Origin of the sequence: Rubrobacter aplysinae (genome assembly GCF_001029505.1) — a bacterium.
In the GTDB taxonomy this organism is placed as follows: domain Bacteria; phylum Actinomycetota; class Rubrobacteria; order Rubrobacterales; family Rubrobacteraceae; genus Rubrobacter_A; species Rubrobacter_A aplysinae.
In genome coordinates this window covers 18,952-42,007 of sequence record NZ_LEKH01000006.1, presented here as the reverse complement: position 1 = coordinate 42,007, position 23,056 = coordinate 18,952, and the positions used below count along the sequence as shown (strand labels likewise).

The 23,056-nt window shown below is 67.0% G+C and carries 27 protein-coding genes and 1 pseudogene; 16 read left to right on the top strand and 12 right to left on the bottom strand.

What is annotated here, in order from left to right; translation table 11 throughout:
- The first annotated feature begins 25 nt into the window (after positions 1-25).
- A complete protein-coding gene (locus ABD53_RS07800) occupies positions 26-1,003 on the top strand; it encodes an aldo/keto reductase (RefSeq protein ID WP_200900334.1) in 978 nt (325 codons plus the stop codon).
- A 136-nt stretch (positions 1,004-1,139) separates the two neighbouring features.
- Here the strand turns inward: ABD53_RS07800 and ABD53_RS07795 are convergent, their stop codons facing one another.
- The 4 genes from ABD53_RS07795 to ABD53_RS07780 form a co-directional block, all read right to left on the bottom strand.
- A complete protein-coding gene (locus ABD53_RS07795; protein ID WP_152670656.1) occupies positions 1,140-1,688 on the bottom strand; it encodes a hypothetical protein in 549 nt (182 codons plus the stop codon).
- 145 nt (positions 1,689-1,833) lie between these two features.
- Positions 1,834-3,036: an MFS transporter gene (locus ABD53_RS07790; RefSeq protein WP_047865215.1), complete on the bottom strand. Its 1,203-nt coding sequence runs from the start codon at positions 3,034-3,036 to the stop codon at positions 1,834-1,836.
- Between the two features lie 302 nt (positions 3,037-3,338).
- Positions 3,339-4,700: an FAD-dependent oxidoreductase gene (locus tag ABD53_RS07785; RefSeq protein ID WP_047865214.1), complete on the bottom strand. Its 1,362-nt coding sequence runs from the start codon at positions 4,698-4,700 to the stop codon at positions 3,339-3,341.
- 252 nt (positions 4,701-4,952) lie between these two features.
- Positions 4,953-5,573, bottom strand: a complete 621-nt coding sequence (locus ABD53_RS07780; RefSeq protein ID WP_047865213.1) for a superoxide dismutase — start codon at positions 5,571-5,573, stop codon at positions 4,953-4,955.
- 270 nt (positions 5,574-5,843) lie between these two features.
- On the opposite strand from ABD53_RS07780, the gene ABD53_RS07775 reads away from it, so the two are divergent.
- The 4 genes from ABD53_RS07775 (at position 5,844) to ABD53_RS07760 (ending at position 7,680) form a co-directional block, all read left to right on the top strand.
- Positions 5,844-6,170, top strand: coding sequence for a DF family (seleno)protein (locus ABD53_RS07775; RefSeq protein WP_152670655.1), 327 nt, complete (start codon positions 5,844-5,846; stop codon positions 6,168-6,170).
- Positions 6,171-6,254: 84 nt separating this feature from the next.
- Positions 6,255-6,515 (top strand): hypothetical protein, encoded by a 261-nt coding sequence (locus tag ABD53_RS07770; RefSeq protein WP_047865212.1) that lies wholly within the window; start codon positions 6,255-6,257, stop codon positions 6,513-6,515.
- A gap of 74 nt (positions 6,516-6,589) precedes the next feature.
- Complete coding sequence (locus ABD53_RS07765) at positions 6,590-7,270, top strand: DsbA family protein (protein ID WP_084709419.1); 681 nt, start codon at positions 6,590-6,592, stop codon at positions 7,268-7,270.
- A gap of 2 nt (positions 7,271-7,272) precedes the next feature.
- Complete coding sequence (locus ABD53_RS07760) at positions 7,273-7,680, top strand: vitamin K epoxide reductase family protein (protein WP_047865211.1); 408 nt, start codon at positions 7,273-7,275, stop codon at positions 7,678-7,680.
- Here the strand turns inward: ABD53_RS07760 and ABD53_RS07755 are convergent.
- Positions 7,677-8,204 (bottom strand): hypothetical protein, encoded by a 528-nt coding sequence (locus tag ABD53_RS07755; protein WP_268778276.1) that lies wholly within the window; start codon positions 8,202-8,204, stop codon positions 7,677-7,679. The two genes, ABD53_RS07760 and ABD53_RS07755, sit on opposite strands and share 4 nt — an antisense overlap.
- Positions 8,178-8,333: pseudogene (nirA, locus tag ABD53_RS17795) on the bottom strand (ferredoxin--nitrite reductase); the annotation flags it as partial. The pseudogene nirA and the gene ABD53_RS07755, both read right to left, overlap by 27 nt.
- 221 nt (positions 8,334-8,554) lie before the next feature.
- On the opposite strand from nirA, the gene ABD53_RS07750 reads away from it, so the two are divergent.
- The 5 genes from ABD53_RS07750 (at position 8,555) to gluQRS (ending at position 13,658) form a co-directional block, all read left to right on the top strand.
- The gene (locus ABD53_RS07750) at positions 8,555-9,019 is read left to right on the top strand and encodes a DUF4149 domain-containing protein (RefSeq protein WP_053057812.1); all 465 of its coding nucleotides are present in this window, start codon (positions 8,555-8,557) and stop codon (positions 9,017-9,019) included.
- 136 nt (positions 9,020-9,155) lie between these two features.
- Positions 9,156-10,235: a calcium/sodium antiporter gene (locus ABD53_RS07745; protein WP_047865210.1), complete on the top strand. Its 1,080-nt coding sequence runs from the start codon at positions 9,156-9,158 to the stop codon at positions 10,233-10,235.
- A 135-nt stretch (positions 10,236-10,370) separates the two neighbouring features.
- On the top strand, positions 10,371-10,847 hold the full coding sequence (locus tag ABD53_RS07740) for a GNAT family N-acetyltransferase (RefSeq protein WP_047865209.1): 477 nt from the start codon (positions 10,371-10,373) through the stop codon (positions 10,845-10,847).
- A gap of 212 nt (positions 10,848-11,059) precedes the next feature.
- Complete coding sequence (locus ABD53_RS07735; protein WP_053057849.1) at positions 11,060-12,673, top strand: peptide chain release factor 3; 1,614 nt, start codon at positions 11,060-11,062, stop codon at positions 12,671-12,673.
- Between the two features lie 49 nt (positions 12,674-12,722).
- A complete protein-coding gene (gene gluQRS, locus ABD53_RS07730; protein WP_047865207.1) occupies positions 12,723-13,658 on the top strand; it encodes a tRNA glutamyl-Q(34) synthetase GluQRS in 936 nt (311 codons plus the stop codon).
- A gap of 6 nt (positions 13,659-13,664) precedes the next feature.
- Here gluQRS and ABD53_RS07725 read toward each other — a convergent pair whose 3' ends face one another.
- From ABD53_RS07725 to folB, 4 genes are all read right to left on the bottom strand, one after another.
- Positions 13,665-14,006, bottom strand: a complete 342-nt coding sequence (locus ABD53_RS07725; protein ID WP_047865206.1) for a DUF7475 family protein — start codon at positions 14,004-14,006, stop codon at positions 13,665-13,667.
- Between the two features lie 228 nt (positions 14,007-14,234).
- The gene (locus tag ABD53_RS07720; protein WP_047865205.1) at positions 14,235-14,684 is read right to left on the bottom strand and encodes a hypothetical protein; all 450 of its coding nucleotides are present in this window, start codon (positions 14,682-14,684) and stop codon (positions 14,235-14,237) included.
- A gap of 269 nt (positions 14,685-14,953) precedes the next feature.
- The gene (locus ABD53_RS16910; protein WP_160309644.1) at positions 14,954-15,727 is read right to left on the bottom strand and encodes a 1-acyl-sn-glycerol-3-phosphate acyltransferase; all 774 of its coding nucleotides are present in this window, start codon (positions 15,725-15,727) and stop codon (positions 14,954-14,956) included.
- A gap of 397 nt (positions 15,728-16,124) precedes the next feature.
- Positions 16,125-16,493, bottom strand: coding sequence for a dihydroneopterin aldolase (gene folB, locus ABD53_RS07710; RefSeq protein ID WP_047865204.1), 369 nt, complete (start codon positions 16,491-16,493; stop codon positions 16,125-16,127).
- Positions 16,494-16,646: 153 nt separating this feature from the next.
- On the opposite strand from folB, the gene ABD53_RS07705 reads away from it, so the two are divergent.
- Genes ABD53_RS07705 through ABD53_RS07680 form a run of 6 tightly spaced genes read left to right on the top strand, consistent with a single transcriptional unit; the run spans position 16,647 to position 21,316 of the window.
- Positions 16,647-17,462: a RibD family protein gene (locus ABD53_RS07705; protein WP_235401444.1), complete on the top strand. Its 816-nt coding sequence runs from the start codon at positions 16,647-16,649 to the stop codon at positions 17,460-17,462.
- Positions 17,455-18,498, top strand: coding sequence for a zinc-dependent alcohol dehydrogenase (locus ABD53_RS07700; protein WP_047865203.1), 1,044 nt, complete (start codon positions 17,455-17,457; stop codon positions 18,496-18,498). The genes ABD53_RS07705 and ABD53_RS07700 overlap by 8 nt, the downstream gene beginning before the upstream one ends.
- Positions 18,499-18,519: 21 nt before the next feature.
- Positions 18,520-18,966, top strand: a complete 447-nt coding sequence (locus ABD53_RS07695) for a pyrophosphohydrolase domain-containing protein (protein WP_084709416.1) — start codon at positions 18,520-18,522, stop codon at positions 18,964-18,966.
- Positions 18,967-18,981: 15 nt separating this feature from the next.
- Entirely contained in the window at positions 18,982-19,356 is a 375-nt protein-coding gene (locus ABD53_RS07690) for a 6-pyruvoyl trahydropterin synthase family protein (RefSeq protein ID WP_047865202.1), read from the top strand.
- Positions 19,357-19,361: 5 nt separating this feature from the next.
- Positions 19,362-20,429 (top strand): glycosyltransferase family 4 protein, encoded by a 1,068-nt coding sequence (locus tag ABD53_RS07685; protein ID WP_047865201.1) that lies wholly within the window; start codon positions 19,362-19,364, stop codon positions 20,427-20,429.
- Positions 20,426-21,316 (top strand): class I SAM-dependent methyltransferase, encoded by an 891-nt coding sequence (locus ABD53_RS07680; RefSeq protein WP_047865200.1) that lies wholly within the window; start codon positions 20,426-20,428, stop codon positions 21,314-21,316. The genes ABD53_RS07685 and ABD53_RS07680 overlap by 4 nt, the downstream gene beginning before the upstream one ends.
- A gap of 672 nt (positions 21,317-21,988) precedes the next feature.
- Here ABD53_RS07680 and ABD53_RS07675 read toward each other — a convergent pair.
- Both ABD53_RS07675 and ABD53_RS17480 read right to left on the bottom strand, forming a co-directional pair.
- A complete protein-coding gene (locus ABD53_RS07675; RefSeq protein ID WP_047865199.1) occupies positions 21,989-22,588 on the bottom strand; it encodes a GAF domain-containing protein in 600 nt (199 codons plus the stop codon).
- A 123-nt stretch (positions 22,589-22,711) separates the two neighbouring features.
- Positions 22,712-22,873 (bottom strand): hypothetical protein, encoded by a 162-nt coding sequence (locus ABD53_RS17480; RefSeq protein ID WP_200900332.1) that lies wholly within the window; start codon positions 22,871-22,873, stop codon positions 22,712-22,714.
- Between the last annotated feature and the right edge of the window lie 183 nt (positions 22,874-23,056).

The window sequence follows — 23,056 nt, the reverse complement described above, 5'->3', positions numbered from 1 at the left end:
GATGCGCGAAAACGCTGGAGGTGCTATGCAGACCGGGCAGACGGTAAGCCTGGGCGGGATGGAGGTGCCGGCTCTCGGGGTCGGGGCCTGGGCCTGGGGCACGAAGAACTCCTGGGGCTACGGCAGGGAGTATGGCCGCGAAGACGTGGCAGCGGCCTTCGGGGCCAGCCTGGAGGACGGCGTCACGGTGGTGGACACCGCCGAGGTCTACGGCAACGGCGCTTCGGAGAGGATTATCGGTGAGCTGCTGCGCGAGAGACGCTCCGGCTCCGGTAATGCAGGGCCTGCGGGGCCCGTCCTGGCGACGAAGTTCGCCCCGCTGCCATACCGTGTGCAGGCGCGGTCGCTGCTCAAGGCGCTGGACGGTAGCCTCGCGCGGCTCGGGGTGGAGGGCGTGGACCTGTATCAGATCCACTTCCCCTCGCCCGTGATGCGCGTCGAGCCCCTGATGGACGCGCTCGCCGAGGCGGTAAAGGAGGGCAAGGCGCGGCAGGTCGGCGTCTCCAACTACGGCGCCAGCGCCATGAATCGCGCCCACGACCGGCTGGCCCGGCACGGCGTGAGGCTCGCCTCCAACCAGGTCCACTACAGCCTCCTCAACCGCGACCCGGAGACCAACGGCGTGCTCGAAGCCTGCCGCGACCTCGGCGTGACCCTGATCGCCTACAGCCCGCTCGCCCAGGGCCTCCTTACCGGCAAGTACGCCCCGGGGGACGGGGAAAACAGGCCCGCCGGCATGGTCCGGCGCTTCGGAAAGAGCTTCTCGGAGAAGAACCTCCAGAAGATACAGCCGGTGGTGGAGATCCTGCGGGAGATCGGCGCCGCCCACGAGCGTGAGCCCTCGCAGGTCGCGCTAAACTGGCTCGTCGGCCGTCAGGGCGTCCTCCCGATACCGGGGGCCAAGAACGAGCGCCAGGCCCGCCAAAACGCCGGGGCGCTCGGCTGGGACATGACCCCCGGGGAGCGCGAGCGCCTCGATCTCGCCACCCTGGGATGGCGCTAGAGGCCGCGGGTAGTGCGCCGGTCCCGGCGGAGCCGACGTACTATCTCGGAAGCGTGCTTCCCGACACCCTTGGCACACCCGGCGCCGTGCCTACCGACCAGATACCGCCGTGGAGGCCGGGAGGCCGCGCGCTTCGCTAACCTCTGGATATGGTCCTGGCGGCCTTCGCGGGCAGGCCGCGTAGCCTGGAAACCAGTGTGCCGGGGAGCCTGCGGAGCAGTCGGGGCAGCACCCCGCTGACGGGTGCGCTCCTCCCGGCGCGCCGCGACCGGTCACGGCCCACTTTTTCGGCGGCCGAGACCGCCTCGCGGAGCTCCGGGCTGTGACGTCCAGCCCCGGTGAGGGCCAGAAAGGTCGAGGCGAAGATCCGGCCATTGGCGTCCCCGCGGTTATTCAGCCACCGGGAGACCGGACCGCGGGGATCTTTGCGAGAAAGCTCGACGTAGCCCAGGTCTTCGAGGTCCTCCGCGCCACGCCACAGCCTGGATCTGGAGAACCCGGTGCGGCCCCGCAGATACCCGAGGCTGGCGGCCTCGTCCCTGGTTCTGTAGATCAGCAACAGCAACCGTCCACGGTCGTTGCCCGGGTCCCGGCCACCGTTGCCCGCCGGCTCGACCGGCGGCGCTGATCCTCCTCCGGGCACCGGAAGTCCGCTCCCCGGCGTGGTCCCATCTGCTGTCGGCATGCTCTCTCCTCTGTTTCTCTCTGTTTCTCTTCTGCTTTTCCTCTGTTCCCCTTGTTTCGTCCGCGTACCGCTCTGGCTTTCTCCGCCGGGCGAGAGGCCGGATGTGGGTTATCTTTCGCCGCCTGCGACCGGTTGCTGCGGAGGCTTACGCTGGTTCGTGCGCCACCGTCCTACCCGTTCTGCCGGGGCCCAGTGCGCGGGCGGCTACCGCCACGAGGATGCTGAGCAGGATCACGGTAACCAGAGAGAAGCTCAACGCGGTAAGCTGGGCGACGAATCCTATTACAGCGGGGCCGAACAGGAATCCGCCGTAGCCGCAGGCCGAGACGAACGCGATGGTCGCCGAGGGGACCTTGCCGGTCTTGCCCGCGGTGCTCAGGGTTAGCGGGAATATCGTGGAGAAACCGAGACCGATTACGCCGAAGCCGAGCAGGGCCAGCGGCGGCCAGCCCGTGAGCAGCACCACGGCGAGCCCCATCGCGCCCAGGAGCCCCCCGAACCGCACGAGGCTCGCCGCCCCGAGCAGCTCCGTGAGCCTGTCGCCCGTCAGCCGGCCGGTCGCCATCGCCAGTGAGAATAGGGCGTACCCGGCGGCGGCAACACCCTCGGTTGTTCCCAGCCCCCGCAGATACACGGCGCTCCAGTCCGCCATCGCGCCCTCCCCGAAGAGCACGCTGAAGCCGATCACCCCGAGCAGCAGGACCACCGGGGCGGGCATCGACGGCCGCTTTCCGGCCCGGGTCTCGACGGCCTCCCCGGTAGTGGGCTCCGCCTCTACACCACCCTTACCGTCTCTGAACAAGAGCGGGAAGAACACCCCCGCGGCCGCCACGAGCGCGAGCGCGGTGAGCGGCAGGTGCACGGAGGCTTCGACCCCGGCGGAGGCGACGAGCCCGCCCGCGACGGAGGCCCCGAACCCGCCGAGACTGAACAGGGCGTGGAAGGAAGACATGATCGGCCGCCCATACTCCTGCTCTAGCTGCGAGGCCCGGGAGTTGAGGGCCACGTTCATCAGGCCGTTGCCCGCGCCGAGCACGAGCCCGGCCGCCGAGAGCGTGGGCAGGCTCGGCGCCAGCGCCGGCAGGGACAGCCCGAGGCACAGGAGCGGGGCGCCGGCCACGAGCACCCGGCTCGCCCCGAAGCGCTCCACCAGACCGCTCGCGAGAGACATCATCAGTATGGAACCGGCCGCCACGCATAAGAGCGCAAAGCCTAGCTGACCGGCCGAGAGCCCGAGCCCCGACTTCACCGCCGGTATCCTGACGAACCAGCTCGCCATTACCATCCCGTTTACAAAGAACAAAGCCGTGATCGCCAGCCGGATCAGGCCTACCCTCGGCCGAGTCATAAACCACCTCTCTTCCTGAATACCCTTCTTGAACCCTCTTACTGAAAAGCCTTACCGAAAAGCTCTGCGGGGAACCCTAAGAACTTTTAACTGCAACGATTCAGTAAACTAACATGAGGAGCGTGGATGTCAATGCGAGGGGAGAGAAAGATGGTGGGAATATCCGGCTCGTGGGTGTTGTGGAGGCGTCCGGGGCGGGGGGGAAGAGGGTTCGCCGCACGTAAGGGCCGAGCAAGGTCGGCCGGATGCGGAGGGGCTGCGCCCGGCCCGGAGGCCGGGGCCGAGCCGGCGGGTCCGGGAGCTTACAGCTTCCCGGAGATGATCGTCGCGGCCTGTATTACCGGGCTGAGTGCGGGCCCGAAAGGCGGGGCGTAGGCGAGGTCCAGGTTGATCAGGTCCGCGACGGTTAGCCGGCCCCAGAGGGCGGTGGCGCAGATGTCCACCATCTTGTCGGCCTGTGCGCCGCAGGTCTCGGCCCCGAGGACCCTGCCGGAGTCCTTGTCGGCGACGAGCTTCAGGAACACCTCCTGGCCGCCCGGGTAGTAGCCCGCGCTGCTCCCGGCCTCCACGGTGGCGCTTACCGGGGAGAAGCCGGCCTCCGCCGCATCGCTCTCCAGGAGGCCCGTCTTCGCCACGCCGAGGTCGAATACCTTGAAGATCCCGGTCCCCAGCACGCCGGGGAACTCTAGCGGCGTATCGCCGTCGGCCAGGGCGGCGTTCGTGCCTGCCACACGGCCCATCTGGTTCGCGGTGTCGCCCAGCGGCGCCCAGGTAGGAGCACCGCCGACGAGATGGGAGCTCTCCACGTTGTCACCCGCGGCCCAGACGCCCGGCAGGCTGGTCTCCATGCGCTCGTTCACCCGGATCGCACCCGTAACGCCGATCTCTGCCCCGGCCTCCTCTGCGAGCTCCACCACCGGCTCGATACCGGCCCCGACTATCACCAGCTCGGCCGGCGCCTCGCGGCCCTCGAAGCTTATGGACCGCACCTGGCCGTCCCCGTGCCCGCCGTCGGAGAAGCCGTCCACCCTCTGTCCGGTGTGGACGGAGACGCCCTTCTCGGCCAGGTGGTCTTGTATCTTGCCGGCGACCTCCGAGCCGTAGGCGGCGGCGACGTGCCCCGCGCTCTCGACCAGGGTGACCTCCAGGCCGAGGCTGACGAGGTTCTCCGCCACCTCGAGGCCGATATATCCACCGCCCACGACCGCAGCCCGCCCGGGGGAGTGCTCGCGGATGTGCTCCAGGATGGCGTCGGAGTCCGTCAGAAAGCGTAGCGGGAAGACACCCGCGAGTTCCGAGCCCTCGAAAGGCGGCATCTTCGCCCGGGCTCCGGTTGAGATCAGGAGCCGGTCGTAGCCCTCCTCGAAAGGCTCGCCGGTCTTCAGGTTACGTCCGGTAAGGACCCGCCGCTCGTGGTCCACGCGCTCGACCCTGTGGAGCACCCGGGCCTCGATACCCTTCTCCCCGAACTCCTCCGGGGTGCGGGCGATCAAGCTATCCCGGCTCCCGACCGTCCCCGAAAGCCGGTAGGGCAGACCGCACTCGCTGATGGAAGTGTCCGGCTCCTCCTGGTAGAGCACGATATCAAGCTCCGGGTCGACCCGGCGGGCCCTGGAGGCCGCCTTGGTCCCCGCCGCAACCCCGCCTACTACCGCTAGCCGCATACGAGACTCCGTTCTGTCTGGTCTGTCTGGTGAATGGTATACGCCCGAGTTTAACCACCGGATCTCCCGCCGGACGGTGGCTCCTGACACGGCCGGCCCGCGAATAGACGCGAAAAGAGGCCCCCGCAACCGTCGCGGAGGCCTCCGGGACCGGGCGTGCTACCCGGCTAGAGCTTCATCGTGCTTCGTCTTGCCTTGTCGTATTGCCTTGTCGTATTGCCTCGTATTGTGCCGTGCTGCTTCGTGAGCCTTCTAGCTCTTGGCGGCCTGGAAGCGGCGCTCGGCCTCCTGCCAGTCGACCACGTCCCACCAGGCGTTTATGTAGTCGGGACGACGGTTCTGGTACTTGAGGTAGTAGGCGTGCTCCCAGCAGTCGAGCCCTATGACGGGCAGCTTGCCCTCCATGAGCGGGGAGTCCTGGTTCGCCGTCCGCTCGATGCGCAAGCTACCGTCCGGCGCGGCGATGAGCCATGCCCAGCCCGACCCGAAGAGTGCGCCCGGCGCGGCCGCCGCTGCCCACTGCTCCTTGAACTGGTCGAACGAGCCGAAGCTGTCGTCTATCGCGCTCCCGAGCTCTCCTGCCGGAGACCCGCCGCCCTCGGGGGACATGATCTGCCAGAACATCGAATGGTTTGAGTGACCGCCGCCGTTGTTGCGGACCGCCGTGCGGATCTCCTCCGGGAGGCTGTCTAGGTCGGCGAGCAGCTCCTCGATGGAGCCCTTGTCGGAGTCGGGATGGTTCTCCAGCGCCGAGTTGAGGTTGGTCACGTAGGTGTTGTGATGCTTCTCGTGGTGCAGGTGCATCGTCTCCTCGTCGATGACCGGCTCCAGCGCGTTGTAATCGTAGGGCAGCGATGGTAGATCGTAGGCCATTGCGGCTCTCCTTTCCTGACTACACTAACTACATCGTCTCCAACACTCTACTATATCCGCCGGGCGGCCTGCTCTACACATACGTCCACCGGGATTCGAAGCCCCCCGCGCGGCCTCCCGGCGTGTGACGCGTCCACACGAGCCGTACCGAGCCGTAACAGGTTGTACCGAGTGGTGCCGAGTCGTCCCGGGTTGCTCCGGGCCGCGACCGGGCGTAAGGTGTCGAAAATATATACGATGTTCAAGATACATATTCCGGGAGAGGCTTCTATGCAGGCTATGAGGGTCGAGCTACTGTACTTCGAGGGTTGTCCGAGCGCCGGGGCCGCCGAGCATAATCTGCGGGAGGCTCTGGGGCTGGAAGGTGTAAGGGCGGAGGTGGTGCCCGTGCGGGTGGAGACCGACGATGCGGCGGAGAGGCTCCGTTTTCCCGGTAGCCCGACGGTCCGGCTCGGGGGCGAGGATGCCTTTCCCGTATCGGAGGAGCGGGAGCGGTGGGCGCTCGGGTGCCGGACGTATGTTACGCCGGAAGGCCTGCGGGGGTCTCCTACGGTCGGGATGTTCCGCTCGGCGATCCGGGCGGCCGCTGGAGAGTAGCCCCGGCTGGGAGCGGAGGGGGATCTCTATTAGAATCGGACTGTGGAAAGTACGGAGATTGCTCGTTCAGATAGGCGTTACCTGGTGGCCGCGGTACTCGTGGCCGTGTTCGTCGCCTTGTATCCGGCCCTGGACCTCGCGGGACACTGCGATCAGGGCGGCTGTCCGGATGTGATCCAGATCAGCGCCTCCTCCTCGCCGGATCTGCCGGCGACGGGGGTGCTCGCGGCCGCCGTCGCGCCGGTCTCCGGGACCGCACTCTCCCTCGGCCTTCTCCCCGCTCTACAGGAGCGGCCGCCGGATGAGATCCTCCTCTCTCCCGAGCCTCCGCCTCCCCGTACCTAGCTCCCCGGTGCGGCCCCGCCGCCCGATACGGAGACGCGTAGGGTATGGATTAGCCTCGGAAAGGTGGATACAGGATGAATGAGAAGCGATTCGCCCCCTGGATGATAGCGGCCGTGATCCTGGCGGCCTTCGTGGTCGCCGGGGTGCTCGTCGGCCTCAGCCAGCTCGGCGGGACGAGCGCGGAAGACGAAGGGGAGGAGGTGCAGAGCCTCATGTCCGGCATCCCGCAGGACGGGGAGAGGCTCGGGCAGGAAGACGCGCCGGTCGAGATCCGGGTCTACGAGGATCTCCAGTGCCCGGCCTGCGCCCAGTTTACCCGCGACTCCCTCTCCCAGATCATCGAGGAGCACGTTGAGCCCGGCGAGGCCAAGCTGGTCTCCGAGACCCTGGCGTTTATCGGGCCGGACTCGGTGCCGGCCGCGAAGGCGGCGCTGGCCGCCGGGGAGCAGAACCGCCACTGGCAGTACGCCACCCTGTTCTTCTTGAACCAGGGCGAGGAGAACGGCGGCTACGTGACCGACGAGTTCATGACCAACATCGCAGAGCAGACGCGGGGGCTGAAGGTCGAGCAGTGGAACGAGAGCCGCGAAGACGACGAGCTCGAGTCCAGGCTCCAGGAGGTACAGGATACGGCCTCCGACAACGGGGTGGAGAGCACGCCGACCATCGTCGTGAGCGGTCCCGGCGGGGAGCGCGAGCTGGTCGGCGCGGTCCCGGCCGAGGACGTGACCCAGGCTATAGAAGAAGTGGAGTAGCCTTGGGCGAAGGTGGACTCCGGGGCCTGCTGGCCGCCGTCTCGGTGGCGGGGCTCGCGGTTAGCCTGTATCTAACCTGGGTCTACGCCGCGGGCGCCGCCCCGGTGTGCGCCGGTGACGGGCAGGGCTGCGAAACGGTCCAGAGCAGCCCTTACTCAAGCCTCCTTGGCGTGCCCATAACGGCTCTCGGGCTCCTGGGCTACGCCGGGCTCCTGGTCTCTGCCGCCTTCCGCGGGTTTATCGTGGCGCTCTCCGGCCTGTTCCTCGCGCTGCTGGGGACGCTGTTCAGCGGGTACCTGACCTGGCTGGAGCTGTTCGTGATCGAGGCCATCTGCCAGTGGTGCGTGGCGAGCGCCGTGCTGATGGTCGCCGCCCTGGCTCTGACCGCGTTGCGTCTGCGTTACAGTTAGCCTTCAGCTTTATCCTTGCCGGCGGCTTCCACGAGACCGGTGTTGCGGAACCAGTCGGCGAAGCTCTCCTCCGGCCCACGCTCGTCGAGGTAGCGCCGGATCAGGGCCTCCACCTTCGGCGCCAGCTCCGCCACGGGCACCTTCTTCTCCCAGGGCTGTCCGAAGCGGGCCCCGAGGCCCTGTTCGCCGCCGAGCATGACGCTGGCGGCCTCCACTACCTCGCCGTCCTGGCGGAGGCCCTTGCCGTGCAGCCCGATCTCGCCGGTGTGGGGTCTGGCGCAGGAGTTCTGGCAGCCGGAAAAGTGGATGCGGAAGGGGTCGGTGATCCGGGCCACCTCCTCGCCGAGTTGCTCGTTCAGGTAGCGGGCCAGCTCGCGTCCGGGGTCTTTGGTCTCCGCCAGGGCGAACGGGCAGAAGTCCTTGCCGGTGCAGGTGATGAGCCCGCGTGTAAAGGGAGCCGGGGACGGGCTAAGATCCGCCAGCAACGGCTCGGCGAGCAGCTCCTCCAGCCTCTCCTCCGGCACGTTCGGGATGATCACGTTCTGCGCGGTGGTGAGGCGTAGCTCGGAGCTTCCGTACTCCTCGGCGAGGCGGGCCAGGTCGTCGGCCTGTTCCAGGGTGAGCCTGCCGGTGGGGACGCAGAGCCCGACGTAGTACTCATCGTCTTTCTACGCGTGTACGCCGAGGTGGTCTCGGGAACCGTTTTCGCGGGTGAGGTCTTCTCCGGCGGGCTCGTGCCGGGACGCGTTACAGACCGGCCCGGAGCTTCGCGGGCGGCGTCCGTCGTGGCTTCAAACGGCCCCAGATGGAACCAAATAACTTACAATAAACGTAATATTTGAGGACATGGCGAGAGTTATGGAGGTAACGGAGCTTGTACGAGGTTGTCCAGGTCGTACACGCGGTGTTGGCGGGGGTGTGGCTCGGCGGGTTGGTGTTCACCACCTTCGTCGTCTCCCCGGCGCTGAAGGCGATGAAGTGGTCGGAGGCGGAGCGGGTGATGGTGCGCTCCGTCATCGGGCGCTACTACTCTCGGCTGGCCACGCCGAACCTCTCGTTGCTCCTGCTTTTCGCGGTGCTCGCCGGGGTGCTCGGCGGCTTCGGTGGCGCGCTGTATGCGGAGCTTGCTCTCGTCGTGGTGGTCTTCGCGCTCTCGGCGTCGCACGGGGCGTACTTCGGGCAGCGGCTGCGGCGTCTCGCGGAGGCCGAGCGCGGCGCCCCGGATGAGGAGGCGGGCTCCCTCGGCCGGCAGCGCCGCAAGCTGCAGGACCTCTCGGTGCGAGTGTCGGCGCTGAACCTCGTGTTGAGCACGGCCGTGGCCGTTCTCGCCGTGGTGTAAATGGCGTGAGTGGCGTGAGGGGCCTCTGACCGGAGGCCGGCCGTCAAAATCTGATAGCTAGGCGATAGTCGGGCGCGCGCCTCGCTCAAAGGGTAAGCTCTACGGGGTCGAGCCGAAGGAGCCGAGGGAGGCGTGGCTGAGTTTCACTACGATCGTGTTGGCCGTCGTCGGGTTGGTGGCGCTGCCTTGCGGGGCGGAGCTTCTGGTGCGGGGTGCTTCGCGGCTCGCGGGGGTTTTCGGCGTCTCGCCGCTGGTGGTCGGGCTGACCGTGGTGGCCTTCGGTACCAGCGCCCCGGAGGCGGCGGTCGGCGTTCAGTCCGTCCTTACGGGTAGCGCCGACGTCGCGCTCGGCAACGCCATCGGCAGCAACGTCCTGAACGTGCTGCTCGTGCTGGGGCTTTCGGCGGCCATCACGCCGCTGGTGGTCTCCTCGCGGCTGGTGCGGCTCGACGTGCCGATCATGATCGGCGTCTCGTTTTTGTTGCTGGTGCTCTGCCTGAACGGCGAGCTCGGACGCCCCGACGGGCTGATCCTGTTCACGGGGATAGCCGTTTACACCTTCCACGCCATACGCCGTGGCCGCCGGGAGGGTGGAGAGGAGCCGCGGCGGAATGGTCGCGCGGAGACGGCGGGCATGCTGTTGCAGGCGCTTTATGCCGCTGCCGGGCTCTTCCTGCTGGTGCTCGGGGCGCGCTGGCTGGTGGACGGCGCGGTAGCCGTGGCGGAGGCGGCCGGGCTGAGCCAGCTCGTTATCGGGCTCACGGTCGTCGCCGTGGGCACGTCTTTGCCGGAGATCGCCACCTCGGTGGCCGCCGCCTTCCGCGGCGAGCGGGAGATGGCCGTGGGTAACATAGTAGGGAGCTGCATCTTCAACGTGCTCTTCGTGCTGGGCTTGGCCGGTCTCGTGGCGCCGGACGGTATCGGGGTCTCTTCGGCGGTGCTCGGGTTCGACCTCCCGGTCATGATCGCCACGGCGGTGGCCTGTCTGCCGATCTTCTTTACCGGGCTCGAGATCTCCCGCTGGGAAGGCTTTCTCTTTCTCGGTTACTACGTCGCCTACACCCTGTACCTGATACTGGCCGCCACGAACCACGATGCCCTCCCCGCCTTCAGCGCCGTGATGATGGCCCTGGTCATCCCGCTCACGCTCGTGGCCCTGCTCGTGCCCTTCGTGCGCGCCCTGCGCGGCCGGGCCGCGCGACGAAAGACGTCATAGGCGTCCCGGAGACCGGGTATGCTCCCGAGCCCGGCACACGGTACGATTGATGGAGGTGAGGCGAGCGGGAGAGTGGGGCACCGGACGGAGCATGCGTAACCGTGGAGATGGCGGTGCGGAGAGACCGGGTAGCTAATGCCCCCGCGGCTACGCAACCTCGGGGAGCCGGACGTCGAGCCGGTAAAGGCCGCGCTCGGCCGCTGGTGGGGAGGCTGCGACCTCTCGCACCTGGCGCTACCGCTGTTTTTCCGGCACTTCCGCGACACCAGCTTCGTGCTGGAGGACGGGGGAGAGGTGGCGGGGTTCCTGGTCGGCTTCGTCTCGCCGGCAAACCCCGGAGAAGGGCACATACACCTCGTCGGGGTTCATCCCGGACGTCGCCAGCGGGGGCTCGCCCGCTGGCTGTACGAGGCGTTCTTCGAGGAGGCTCGCGGACGTGGCTGCACCGTGGTCCGCTGCGCCACTACCCCGGGCAACGCGGGCTCGATCTCCTTCCACCACAGCCTGGGATTCGAGGCGGAAGGGGACGGCGAGCCGGGCGGGGTGCCCGTGCTCCGCCATTACCATGGGCCGGGAGAGGACCGCATACTGCTCTGCAAGAGCCTGGGCTGACCCCCGCGACTAACGACTTGCCGGTAGGCCGTATTATCCCGTGGGCTCCGGTACAAAGCCGCTACAAATGTGCGTCAGGTGGCGTTACACTCACGTAGCGGCTCGGGAGGCCACGTCTCTCCGCCGAATAAAGGTCACCGGCTCCGGTGGATCACGCGCACGAGAAATACGGAACATCACACAAAGCTACGAGAGGCTGGCGAGGTACGTTGGTGGAACAGACGAATGCGGCTGCAAGTAGTGGAGCCGGGACACACGCGGGCTCTCGGCGGACGTTCGCCATTATCTCGCACCCGGACGCGGGCAAGACCACGCTGACCGAGAAGTTCCTCCTGTACTCCGGCGCCATAAACATGGCCGGGGCCGTAAAGAGCCGCAAGCAGGCCGCCGCCCGCTCGGACTGGATGGAGCTGGAGAAGCAGCGCGGCATCTCCATAACCTCCACCGTGCTCGGTCTCTCCTACGACGGGTACCGGATGAACCTGCTCGACACTCCGGGCCACAAGGACTTCAGCGAGGACACCTACCGTACTCTGTACGCCGCCGACTGCGCGCTGATGGTGCTGGACGCGGCAAAGGGCCTTGAGCCGCAGACCCTCAAGCTCTTCGAGGTGTGCCGGATGCGGGGGCTCCCGATCATCACCTTCGTGAACAAGCTGGACCGGCCCTCGATGGAGCCTCTGGAGCTTACGGACCAGATCGAGCAGACTCTCGGCCTGGCAACCGCGCCCGTTACCTGGCCCGTGGGCAACGGACAGGACTTTACCGGCGTCATAGACCGCCGCTCCGGCAGCCTCCACCGCTACGACCGCGCCGGGCAGGGCTCCACGGAGGCCGGTGAGGAGGAGCTATCATCGCAAGAGGCCCGGGAGCAGCTGGGCGGCGGTGAGTTTTACGAAGCCGCCCTCGAGGAGCTGTCGCTGCTCGACGAGGTGGGCGCGCCCCGCGAGGTGGACGACGGCGGGAGCGCGCGCGAGCGGTTCCTCGCCGGTGAGCTTACCCCGGTCTTCTTCGGCAGCGCGCTCTCGAACTTCGGCGTGAGGCTGCTACTGGAGGAGATCACGACCCTCGCTCCGGCCCCCGGCCCCCGGGGCGACGCGGAGGGACAGCCGAGGGAGCTGGGAGACCCGTTCTCGGGCCAGGTGTTCAAGGTGCAGGCGAACATGGATCCCCGGCACCGCGACCGGGTCGCCTTCGTGCGGGTCCATTCGGGACGCTTCCAGCGCGGCGAGTCCCTGACCCACGCCCCGACCGGCAAGCCGGTCTCGACCCGCCACGCCCAGCAGCTCTTCGCCGAGGAACGCTCCACGGTCGAGGAGGCCGTGCCCGGCGACATCGTGGGTCTCGTGAACGCCGCCGGTCTCGGAGTCGGGGATACCGTGTACGCCGGCCCCCCCGTGAGCTTTCCGGCCATTCCGGAGTTCGAGCCAGAGCACTTCCTCATAGCGCGCAACAAGGACTCGGCAAAGTACAAGCAGTTCCGAAACGGCCTCAAACAGCTCGCCGAGGAGGGGGCGATCAAGATCCTCTCCCGCACCCACGACGGCGGCCAGGAGCCGGTGCTCGCCGCCGTCGGGCCGCTACAATTCCAGGTAGCCGAGCACCGCATGGAGCACGAGTTCGGCGCGCCGCTCTCCACCCGCTCCTCGCCCTTCGCCGCCTGCCGCCTCATAGACGAGGAGCAGGCCGAAGCCCTCGACGGCCGCCGGGGTGTGGAGGTGGCCCGCGACCTGCGCGGCACGCCGTTCGCCCTGTTCGAGAGCCGGTACTGGCTCGGTCAGGCCGAGGAGGCCCTGGGACACGGTATCGGCGTCTACCGCTCCTGAAGCTCCTGAAGTTTTGAGCGCCGCCGTGCCCGATACAGCACGAGACAGAGTGCGAGACGGACGCTTCGCCCCGAGTCCGACCGGCTCTCTACACCTGGGCAACCTGAGAACGGCCCTCCTGGCCTGGCTCTTCGCCCGCTCGGCGGAGCCTGTCGGAACTTCCGGGGCGCGATTCGTGGTCAGGATGGAGGACATGGACCGGGACCGCTTCCGGGAGGGCATCGAGGAGGAGCAGCTGGCGGATTTGCGCTGCCTCGGCCTCGACTGGGACGGCCCCGTGGTGCGCCAGACCGAGCGGCTGGATCTCTACGAGGAGGCCATCTCGCACCTGGACGAGGCCGGTATGCTCTACCCCTGCTACTGCACGCGGCGGGAGATCCGGAAGGCCGTCTCCGCGCCCCACGGCCCTATCTCCATGAGCTATCCCGGCACCTGCCGCCGCCTCACCTCCCGCGAGCGGGCCGGTCTCGAAGCCGCCGGACGCAAGCCTTCCCTGCGGGTGCGGGCCGAGGGACTTACGGCCTCCTTCGAGGACCGGATTCTCGGGTATCGGGAAGGCGGCTCGGACGACTTCGTGGTGCGGCGGAACGACGGCTCGCCGGCCTACCAGCTAACCGTGGTCGTGGACGACGCCGAGCAGGGCATACGCGAGGTGGTGCGCGGCGACGACCTCGCCGACTCCACGCCGCGCCAGCTAATACTGCACCGGATGCTCGGCCTGTCCGAGCCGGGCTACGCCCACGTCCCGCTCGTGCTCGGCCCGGACGGGGAGCGTCTGGCCAAGCGCCACGGCGAACGTCACGGCGGCATTACGCTCTCCGACCGCCTGAGAGCCGGCGAGAGGCCGGAGGGCGTGCTCGGCTGGATGGCGCTCTCTCTGGGGCTCGCGGAGCCCGGCGAGAGCCTGACGGCGGAGGATCTCATCCCGCGTTTCGACCCGGACCGGCTCCCGAGAGAGCCGGCCGTCTGGAGGCCGGAGGGCTAGCTCCGCCTAGTTACGCCTCAGGCGGCCTTCGACCACCAGCGCGGCTATTAGGAGAAGCTCGTTCAGCTTGTTCAGGTAGCCGAGGCTGTCCTTGGTGCCAAATAGTATCCAGAGGGCTATCGTTAGTGCGGCGAAGAGGATCAGGGCATAGCGGATAGCGCCGCGATAGGGGTCCAACGACCGCACCGGCAGGTAGAGTAGCGCCGTGAGCCCGATGTAGCCCAGGCCGTTGAGGATGAAGAGGACTCCGAGCCCGTAGCCGCCGAAGCCGGTTAGCTGCAGACCCAGATACAGGTGGGTTATGGCCGTGCCCAGGGCGAGCAGGATCACGGCGACGGTCAACGGCATTCCATATCCGGCTCTGGCGGTAGTGATGGGATCTCCTCTCGTACGCTGACCCGGATATTATGCCGGATGCGCCCTGGAGATCACCGTGAACAAAGCGCACAAAAACAAGCGAAAACCTTACGAAGACTCCGTGCTGGGAGACCCCGGCGGCGTAGTCAGGTCAGACGCCGCCGGGGCATTGTCCCCGGAAGCCGGAGCGGGGTTAACGGGAGCGCTGTCTACCCGAGCCTAACTGAGCGCCATCGTCCCGGTTTCGGCGGCGGCCTCTGACTCATGCAGCCTCTGGCCCTCCTCGCCGGGCTCCGGGCCGCGCTCCTCGCGGCGGAGCAGCACGATCCTGTCGGGGCTCACACGGACCTCGACGCCCTCCAGGCCCTCCCAGCCCGCGAGATACGGGGCGCTCTCGGAGACGCTCGGGTCGAACCAGACGGCGTAGCGCCCGTCGCGCTCCTCCAGCACGCCTTCGTAGGTCTCGGAGCCGGTGCTCAGGCCCAGCGAGGCGAAGGTGGCCTCGGTCGAGCGCTTGTAGTGGGGGATGCCGTTGCGGGAACGGAACGACTGCACGGACGAGGCGGTGCTGCCCACGGCGCGGGCGATCCACTCGTCGTCCTTGCCCTCGGCGGCCCACCGACGTATCTCGTCCACGCTCTTCTTCAACGATACCCTCTTGCCGGACATGCCGGATCACCTCCCTGGACGTAATATGCCTGCGAATACAGCTTATCCTCGGTGCCGCACAGCAAAACTTTACCGCACAGAGATACCAAAGTCCCGGAAAAACGTGAAAAAAGGCTAAAAGATGCGCCGGTAGTCCGTTGAGCGACGGAGAACGTTAGAGAAACGGTAGAGGAAAGCTGGAAAAAATCCTCGGAATCTGTGCGTCGGGCGCGTATCAGGCGGGGGGTTATCCGTCCTCACCCGCGACGATACTCAATATCACTCTGTCTTTAGCAGGACGCTCTGGCCGACCGGATCATCCGCCGCGCCTGGCTCAGGATTTCCTCGCGTACCCCGGCCACGCTCTTGTCGTTACCCCTGTATACGGGGCGACCGAAGCTGACTTCGGTGTGTACGTCACGGAGGGCCGGCACGAGCATCTGCAGCGAGGCGGCGAGCCAGCGGCTATCTTCCGGGCGGCGGCGGAGCCGGGTTACGGGGCTCGCCAGCGCCGCCGGTGAGATCACACCGCTCACGATGGCGGGGATCACCGGCGCCTCCGGCGCCAGCCTGGCAAACAGGTCCAGGCTCGGGCCCCAGTCTCCGAGTGAGTCCTCCGCCCCCGGCATGCTCGCCGGGTCCGGCTCTATGCGGCCCTTGGGGAAGACCAGCAACGCGCCGCCGGAGCCCAGGTGCCGGGAGGCCGCCCTGAGGCTCCCGACACCGGCCGGACGGCCGCCGGGGTCGCTTGCCGGGATCAGGTACTGCGAAGTGTTCGGGAGCGCCCGCAAAAACTCCCGCTCCTCGACCACCACTCGCAGGTCCTCCCCGCGCCCGCTCCGGGCCAGGGCCACGAACAGTGAGAGCGAGTCCGCGAGTCCGGGATGATTGGATACCACCAGGACCGGACCCTCTTCCGGGATGCCCTCCGCTCCCCGGATGGACAGGCCGCGGCAGAGGCGCTCCGTGGCCCACCCGCCGCCAGCCCCGAGACCACTTTCGCCCACGACGCCGTCGTAGAATGCTACCTGCCGGGCCAGACGCGCGGCCGGAAACCGCAACAAGAGCCCGACGGCTCGGGTGAGGAGACTCCGGTAAGCCCGGCGTGGGCCATTCTCTCTGCCGGAGGCGCCGGTCCATCTCCGGTACAGGCCGAGGGCCTCAGTAAGATCGTCGGCGCAGACCCGGGTGAGCGTCTCGATCTGCCCCGGCTCCCCGCTGGGGACGGGCGGCTGTTCTGTGGTGGTCTTCGGGGCTCTGTCCAGTTTCGGCTCCGGCGTCTTGTGAACTTCTGTAATCCTCTGACACGGTGGCCAGGTAGCTATAGAACATTCCCGGGGCTGCGCCCGTGGCTTCGCTTACGTCCTGCTAAGCGTTAGAGGCGAGACCGGCACGCCCGCAGGAGCTGGGGCCCGTACACCGCGTTCCTGTATTCCCTTTGCCTGTGCTCTTTGGGTTCTACTACCGGCGGCGCAGTATCTCGACCGCCGAGCCCGCGAGCACCGTGCCTCTCAGCCTGACCTGGGGCTTCGCGACCTTGACCCGGACCGCCCCGACCGTCGGGTGGTCCGCGAGCAGCGCCGCCGCTATACGCTCTGCCACGGTCTCGGTAAGGTCCACGGGCTCGCCTTCGACTATCTCCCGCGCACGGCGGTGGGCCTCGCCGTAGTCGACCGTGAGCGCGAGGTCGTCCGACCGGCCCGCGGGGCCGAGGTCCAGGTATAGCGCGAGGTCCACCACGAAGCGCTGGCCCAGCTCGCGCTCGGCGTCCAGGGTGCCGTGGTAGCCGTGGAACACCATGCCTTCGAGAAGAATCCGATCGTCGTCCATGCCCGGAGTATGACATCCCCGGAAGCCCGGGCGCCACGCGGGCCCGCGAGGAATCCAGGTGAAGGCCACACGAAGGTCCGTGTAACGCTCCGTAATTCTATGTGATCTCTAACGGTGATCCCGCAGAGACGCCCGTGCTAGGATTCTCGGGTCTTGAGTTGGGAAGAGTTTAGAGGATTTAGAGAAGAGGATCCCGGGGGCGTGCGGGAGGAGCTGAGCCCGCAGTCCCATAAGCCCTGGCCATTCCGGCCGCGGGTTACGGTGAGCTACGCGCAGACGCTCGACGGACGGCTCGCGACCGCCGGGGGGAGCTCGCAGTGGATCAGCGCCGGTGAGTCGCTCCGTTTTACCCACGAGCTGCGGGCGGCCCACGACGCCATACTCGTCGGGGCCGGGACGGCCTGCCGCGACGACCCGAAGCTTACCGTGCGGCACGCCGCCGGCGCCGACCCCCTGCGGGTGGTGGTGGATAGCGGCCTCCGCATCCCGCCAGACGCCGCCGTGCTCTCCGGGGAGGCTGCCCCCGGCACGCTGCTCGCCGTTACCGGAAAGGCCCCGGAGGAGCGCCGGAGGCGGGTGCGGGATCTCGGGGCGGAGGTCGTCGAGGTCGCGGAGGATCGCTCCGGGCGCATCGAGCTGTCGGCGCTTCTGGCGGAGCTCGGCCGCCGGGGCGTGGGCTCGGTGATGGTCGAGGGCGGGGCCGAGATCATCACCTGCCTCCTCGCCGAGCGGCTGGCCGACCGGCTGGTGGTGTGCGTGGCGCCAAAGATCCTGGGCTCCGGCATCGAGGCCGTCGGGGAGCTGGGCGTCCGCAGCCTCGACCATTCTCTGGAGCTCGCCGACGTCGCGGTCACGCGGTGCGGTGTGGATCTCCTCCTGGACGGCCGTCTCGTGTACCCGGAGACGGGGCCCGGCGGCCACGAGAACGGTCCCCGCGACGCGAGCCGGGAGGACGCCCGGGGTGTCTGAGGCGGTAGAGGCGGTGGAGGCCCGGTCATTGTGGTTTACGGCACCCCGGAGGGCGGAGTTGCGTAACGAGACGGTGCCCGCGCCCGGGGAGGCGGAGGTCCGGGTGCGGGCGGCGGCCTCCGCGCCGAGCGGCGGCACGGAGATGCTCGTATACCGGGGCGAGGCTCCCGCGGATGCGGCTTTGGATCTCCCGACCCTGGAGGGTAGCTTCGGCTTCCCGATAAAGTACGGCTATGCCCTCTCCGGGCGTATCGAGGAGCTTGGCGAGAAGGTTGAGGGCATGGCTGTCGGGGACCCGGTCTTCGTCCATCATCCGCACCAGAGCCGGCTTACCGTGCCCGCCTCGTACGTGGTGCCGCTGCCGACCGGCATAGACCCTTCGATCGGGGTTTTCGCCGCTAACCTGGAGACGGCGGTGAACATCGTCCACGACTCGCCGCTAAAGCTCGGCGAGACGGCGCTGGTGTTCGGGCAGGGCGTGGTCGGGCTGCTCGTGGCCCAGCTACTGAGGCTCGCCGGCGCGGGGGCGGTGCTTACGGTGGACCCGCTTGAGAGCCGGCGCAGGCTGGCGCTCGCCCTCGGCGCGGACGGGGCGCTCACGCCGGGTGAGGGGCTGGTCGAGGAGGTGCTGGCGGCCACCGGCGGACGCGGGGCGGACGTGGCCGTCGAGGCCAGCGGGGCGGGGGAGGCGCTGCAGGATGCCGTCGAGGCGGTCGCGGTGGAGGGTACCGTGGTCGTCGCCTCCTGGTACGGTACGAAGCCGGTAGACCTCTCCCTCGGGCAGAACTTCCACCGGGGCCGGGTCACGCTGCGCTCGTCGCAGGTGGGGATGCTGAACCCCGCGCTCTCTCCCCGCTGGGACCACGCCCGGCGTACCAGAACCGTGGTCGAGTTTCTCGAAGACCCGCGCTTGCGACTGGGGGCGCTCGTCTCGCACCGGGTGCCGTTCGAGCGTGCCCCGGACGCGTACCGTCTCATAGAGGACCGCCCTGCCGGTCTTGCCCAGGTCCTGTTGACCTACGAGGGGGAGCAGTGAGGGGAATGATAAGGAGCAGTCTTGCCTAGCAACGCGGGGCTCGTGAGCGAGTTTCACCGGGCCTCGGGCACGGTGGACCCCGCCGCGCCGTCCGTACCCCGGGATGAGGTATTGAGGTTGCGGGAACGTCTGATCTCGGAGGAGTACGAAGAGGTCCTGGAGGCTCTCTCCCGGCTGCAATCCGGCCAGCCGGAGCCGGAGGAGAGCGGGGAGTCCGGGGAGCGGGCGCTGGCGCACCTGGTACACGAGCTGGCCGACCTGCTCTACGTCACCTACGGTACGCTACTGGCCTGTGGGGTGGACCCGGACGGCGTGTTCCGCGAGTTGCACCGCGCCAACATGCACAAGGTACAGGGGCCGCGCCGGGAGGACGGCAAGCAGATGAAGCCGCCCGGCTGGAAGCCCGCGGATATGCGGGCCGAGATCTCCCGCCAGAGGAGCGGCAAAACCAGCGCGACGGAAGACTAGCCTCAGAGGAGGAGTATGTACGAGATCTACGTGGCCTCGCAGTTCGAGGCGGCGCACCGGCTGCGGGGAGACTTCGGCCCGGCCTCGCGGCTGCACGGTCACACCTACCGGCTGGAGGCCCTCGTGCAGGGCGAACGTCTCGCCGCCGACGGCACCCTCTACGACGTCGGCCTGTTGCGCGAGGCGGTGGAAGGGCTGGCCTCCGGGCTGCACATGCGCGACCTGGACGAGGTCGAAGGTCTCTCGGAGGGGAACACCACCGCCGAGAGGGTCGCGGACTACTGCTGGGAGCGGCTCACGCCGGACCTTTCCGGGAACGGCCTCTCGTCGCTTATCGTCCGCGTCTGGGAGTCCGGGCAGGTGTACGCCGCCCGCGAGGATGAGATCTAGCTCACATGCGCCTCGCCTTCGTTACCGTCGGCGACACCACCCGCAAGGCCGGCGGCCACCGCTACAACGCCCGGCTGCTATCCGGGCTGCGCGGGCGCGGCGTCGAGGTGGAGGAGATCGTGGCCTCCGCCGAGGGGGTGGGGGAGCAGCGTGCCGCCTCTCACTCCCTCGGAGAACGGCTCGCGCCGCAAGAGTTCGACGTGATCTCGGTCGACGCCCTCGCCCGCGTCGTGTGCGCCGCCCACCTGGATCGCTGGCGCGAGACAACGCCCGTGGTGGCTATGGTACACGAGCTACCGAGCTCCGCTGGCGTCGCGGGCTCCGGGGAGGCGGAGCGTCCCCTGGAGGAGCCGCTGTTGCGCGCCGACCGCGTGGTCTGCGTCAGCCGCCACGGCCTCTCGATACTCCGGGAGCGTCACGTTTCCCCGGAGCGCATCCACGTCGTCCCGCCCGGCCTTGAGCGGCCCACCGGCGATGCCGCGCCGGATGGGGCCGATGGACCCGGAGAGTCTCCGCTGCGGGTGCTGCGCGTCCTATGTGTGGCGCAGTGGATCCCACGCAAGAACGTACTCGGCCTCGTGCGGGCCTGGCGCTCGCTGCCCCCCGGTCACGGGGCGATCCTCGAGCTCGTAGGCGAGACCGCCGCCGACCCAGCGTACGCCGCCCGGGTGCGCGAGGCCGTATCCGGCTCGGAGGACATAGTCGTGCGCGGTCCGGTCGGGGAGGATGAGCTGCGCCGTGCCTACTCCGGGGCCTCGGTCTTTGCGCTGCCCTCGCTCTACGAGGGCTACGGCATGGTCTACGCGGAGGCGCTCTCGTACGGCCTGCCCGTGATCGCCCCGGCCGCCGGGCCCGTGCCCGAGGTGGTCGGCGACGCCGCCCTGCTCGTCGAGCCCGGAGACGAGGCCGGGCTCGCGGAAAGGCTTCTGGACCTGATCACGACCCCATCCCTGCGCCGGAGACTCTCGGAGAATGCCCATCGCCGGTCCGCGGAGCTACCCGCATGGGATGATACGGTAGACGGCTTCCTGGCCGCCCTGGAGGCCGCCGTGGCGGAGAGGCCGCGGAGTTGAGCGCGGACGACGGCCGGAGGCTCCGGGAGCTCCGGGAGCTTCGGGAGCAGAACCGCCGCTCCTGGGAGGCGGTGGTCCCGGCGCACGAGAGCCATCGCGGAGACCTCGCGGGATTCCTGCGGCGGGGAGGATCCACCCTGTTCCCGGAGGACCTGAGCCTGCTCGGCGGGGCCGAAAGCGTGGCCGGAAAGCGCCTGGCCCACCTCATGTGCAACACCGGCGGCGACACCCTGAGCCTGGCCCGGCTCGGGGCTGAGACAACCGGGGTGGACATCAGCGAACAGGCCGTGCAGAGTGCGAGACGCCTCTCCGAGGAGACCGGCATACTGGCCGACTTCGTGCGCTCGGACCTCTACGACTGGCTCGAACGAACGGGAGAGCCGGACTTCGACCTCGTCTACGCCTCATACGGCGTCATATGCTGGCTCTCCGGCCTCGATCGCTGGGCTGCGGGCCTCCACCGCAGGCTCGCCCCCGGTGGACGCTTCGCGCTGGTGGACTTCCACCCGGCGGCGATGATGCTCGACGCCGACTGGCGGCTGGCCAACGACTACTACTCCGGCGGCGAGCCTCTCGAAGCCGATGAAGGGGTCGGAGACTACGTCGGAGACTCGGACGGCGGCCTGACCCCGGCAGGACACGAGCCGGGCGTGCGGCACTTCGAGAACCCGGAGCCGTGCCATCTCTTCCGCTGGGGCCTCGGCGATGTCGTCACCGCCCTGGCCGGCTCCGGCATGATCCTGCAAACCCTCCAGGAGTACCCGTACGCAAACGGCGAGCGCCAGTTCCATGGCATGCGCGAGCTGCCCGGGCGCCGCATGGTCCCACCCGAGAATGCGCCGCGCGTGCCGCTGATGTACGGCATCTCGGCCACGAAACCGGTCTAGTCTCCCGGCACGAACGAAAAGAGCCGGACACGCCCCGCGCGCCCGGCTCGCAAGAGGCTCCCCCTCCAGAAAAACCTCTTATTTATACTCCCCACGGAGCCCGAGGGAGAGCCCCGGATGCCGTGAAAGGATCACGAAAACAGGACTATGTGCAGTTTACACATATATTGGGACTCTTCAAGCCCGTCTGAGGCTTTGCACCTAAAAGCCATTCTGAACCAAAAAGTGGAAAGTTGAACTAAAAGTCTGATGCTTGTAGAGTGATGATCGGTCTGGCCTTGTAGATTAAAAGGCCACTTGCAAAAGTAAACGCAATCGACAAAAAGGCTCTCGGTTAACCGAGAGCCTTTTTTCACTATGAATTGCTGTCTGCGAGTTTGTTGCTGTCTACGAGTCTGTGCGCTCCTTATCGCTCTCTTTCGTCCAGCTAGAGTTTAGAGAACGTAGGTTCTCCGACATCCTTTCCCTGGTAAGTTCGGTTCCACTCTTTGGAGCGGCCCCCTTGACTACCACGATGTTCTGGTTTTCTTTCACCGTACCTACCGACCTCCTGCCCGAACCCACGCTTGACTCCTCTCACGCTAGGTAGTCTTGGAGTCTACAGGTACAGAGCTACTCGCGCCACTATAAATTATGATTATACTCTGCGGCTCACCTCCATCAAGTGCCTCCTTAACACAAGAGTCGAGAACAATACTCGCTAATCTCCCGCAGGGCTGTAAACTGTCTTTGGAGCAGGGATTCGCCTTCAATGATCGTGTCCTTGTAGAAGCTCTCAGGATTAGGCTTACCGCTGTCGATGTTTACCACACCGATTATTTCATCCGTCAGATTCGTCTTCCCACCAGGGCCTTTCACCGCTCTTCTTATCGGCACACTGATCACGAAAGTGACATGTTCGGTCTTCTTTAGCTGCTCGGCGTCCAATCCAAAGGTCGGTCGCTCAGGGTCCGAGATTTCTGCGTAACATAGGTCTCCTTTCCGGACAGCATCACCGCAAACACCCTGCGTATAGCCCATGGGCATCATCTTGTCCGGGTGACTCGGCTCAACGAATAGATCATAGATGATGTTCAAAGATTTAGAGATTTCAGTGCCAATTCCTTCAACTTCCATTATATTGAGGCGAGCAGTCTCATCGAACTCTCTGAGTCGCTCCATAGCGTTTAGGCAAACGCTATCCAAAAAGAACGTCCTCTTCTCCTCAAAGCGGAGGTCCGGCTCGACCTCCGTATACTTTATGTACGCCGCTAGAAGCACGGAGCAAACCAACAGTGCATACGTTAGTCAGCCCAGCACATTGGGAAGCAGCCCCGTTAATTGAGATAGCCCTGTAAGTGCTCCAATAGCGAATACTAGCTTGTACTTAGAGAGGAACTTTAGCATTACTGACCGTTAAGGAGCTTCTTCCTCTCGCTTTTTAGCCCATCTCTTCTTAGCAGCTTCACGGGCGATCTCTTTTCGGCGTTCAGGAGATAGCTTCTCGGCGCGGGCCTTGCCGCCCTTCTTGCCGCCGAGTCTACCGAGTTCTTGAGCGGCTTTATTCTTTTCGGTCATACGACAATTCTAGCCTGAGCGATTAAGCACGGCAAGACAATATCTTTGACACACTTTTAGCGCCGATAGGAGAAGGCGTAAAGTGTACGGCGCAAGCACGACAATTTAGCTTGACTACGAGGTTTAGCGCGGCTTATTAAGCGCATCTAGGTTGTTTTTCATGTGCGCTCTCACCAAATCACA

Excerpts from the sequence above, each read along its gene's own strand:
- folB (WP_047865204.1), bottom strand. The coding sequence starts at position 16,493 with ATGGACGACGATCGGATTCTTCTCGAAGGCATGGTGTTCCACGGCTAC.
- ABD53_RS07725 (WP_047865206.1), bottom strand. The coding sequence starts at position 14,006 with ATGCCGTTGACCGTCGCCGTGATCCTGCTCGCCCTGGGCACGGCCATA.
- ABD53_RS07690 (WP_047865202.1), top strand. The coding sequence starts at position 18,982 with ATGTACGAGATCTACGTGGCCTCGCAGTTCGAGGCGGCGCACCGGCTG.
- ABD53_RS07685 (WP_047865201.1), top strand. The coding sequence starts at position 19,362 with ATGCGCCTCGCCTTCGTTACCGTCGGCGACACCACCCGCAAGGCCGGC.
- ABD53_RS07800 (WP_200900334.1), top strand. The coding sequence starts at position 26 with ATGCAGACCGGGCAGACGGTAAGCCTGGGCGGGATGGAGGTGCCGGCT.
- ABD53_RS17480 (WP_200900332.1), bottom strand. The coding sequence starts at position 22,873 with ATGACCGAAAAGAATAAAGCCGCTCAAGAACTCGGTAGACTCGGCGGC.
- ABD53_RS07790 (WP_047865215.1), bottom strand. The coding sequence starts at position 3,036 with ATGACTCGGCCGAGGGTAGGCCTGATCCGGCTGGCGATCACGGCTTTG.
- ABD53_RS07775 (WP_152670655.1), top strand. The coding sequence starts at position 5,844 with ATGCAGGCTATGAGGGTCGAGCTACTGTACTTCGAGGGTTGTCCGAGC.
- ABD53_RS07785 (WP_047865214.1), bottom strand. The coding sequence starts at position 4,700 with ATGCGGCTAGCGGTAGTAGGCGGGGTTGCGGCGGGGACCAAGGCGGCC.
- ABD53_RS07740 (WP_047865209.1), top strand. The coding sequence starts at position 10,371 with ATGCCCCCGCGGCTACGCAACCTCGGGGAGCCGGACGTCGAGCCGGTA.
- ABD53_RS07765 (WP_084709419.1), top strand. The coding sequence starts at position 6,590 with ATGAATGAGAAGCGATTCGCCCCCTGGATGATAGCGGCCGTGATCCTG.
- ABD53_RS07720 (WP_047865205.1), bottom strand. The coding sequence starts at position 14,684 with ATGTCCGGCAAGAGGGTATCGTTGAAGAAGAGCGTGGACGAGATACGT.
- ABD53_RS07795 (WP_152670656.1), bottom strand. The coding sequence starts at position 1,688 with ATGCCGACAGCAGATGGGACCACGCCGGGGAGCGGACTTCCGGTGCCC.
- ABD53_RS07780 (WP_047865213.1), bottom strand. The coding sequence starts at position 5,573 with ATGGCCTACGATCTACCATCGCTGCCCTACGATTACAACGCGCTGGAG.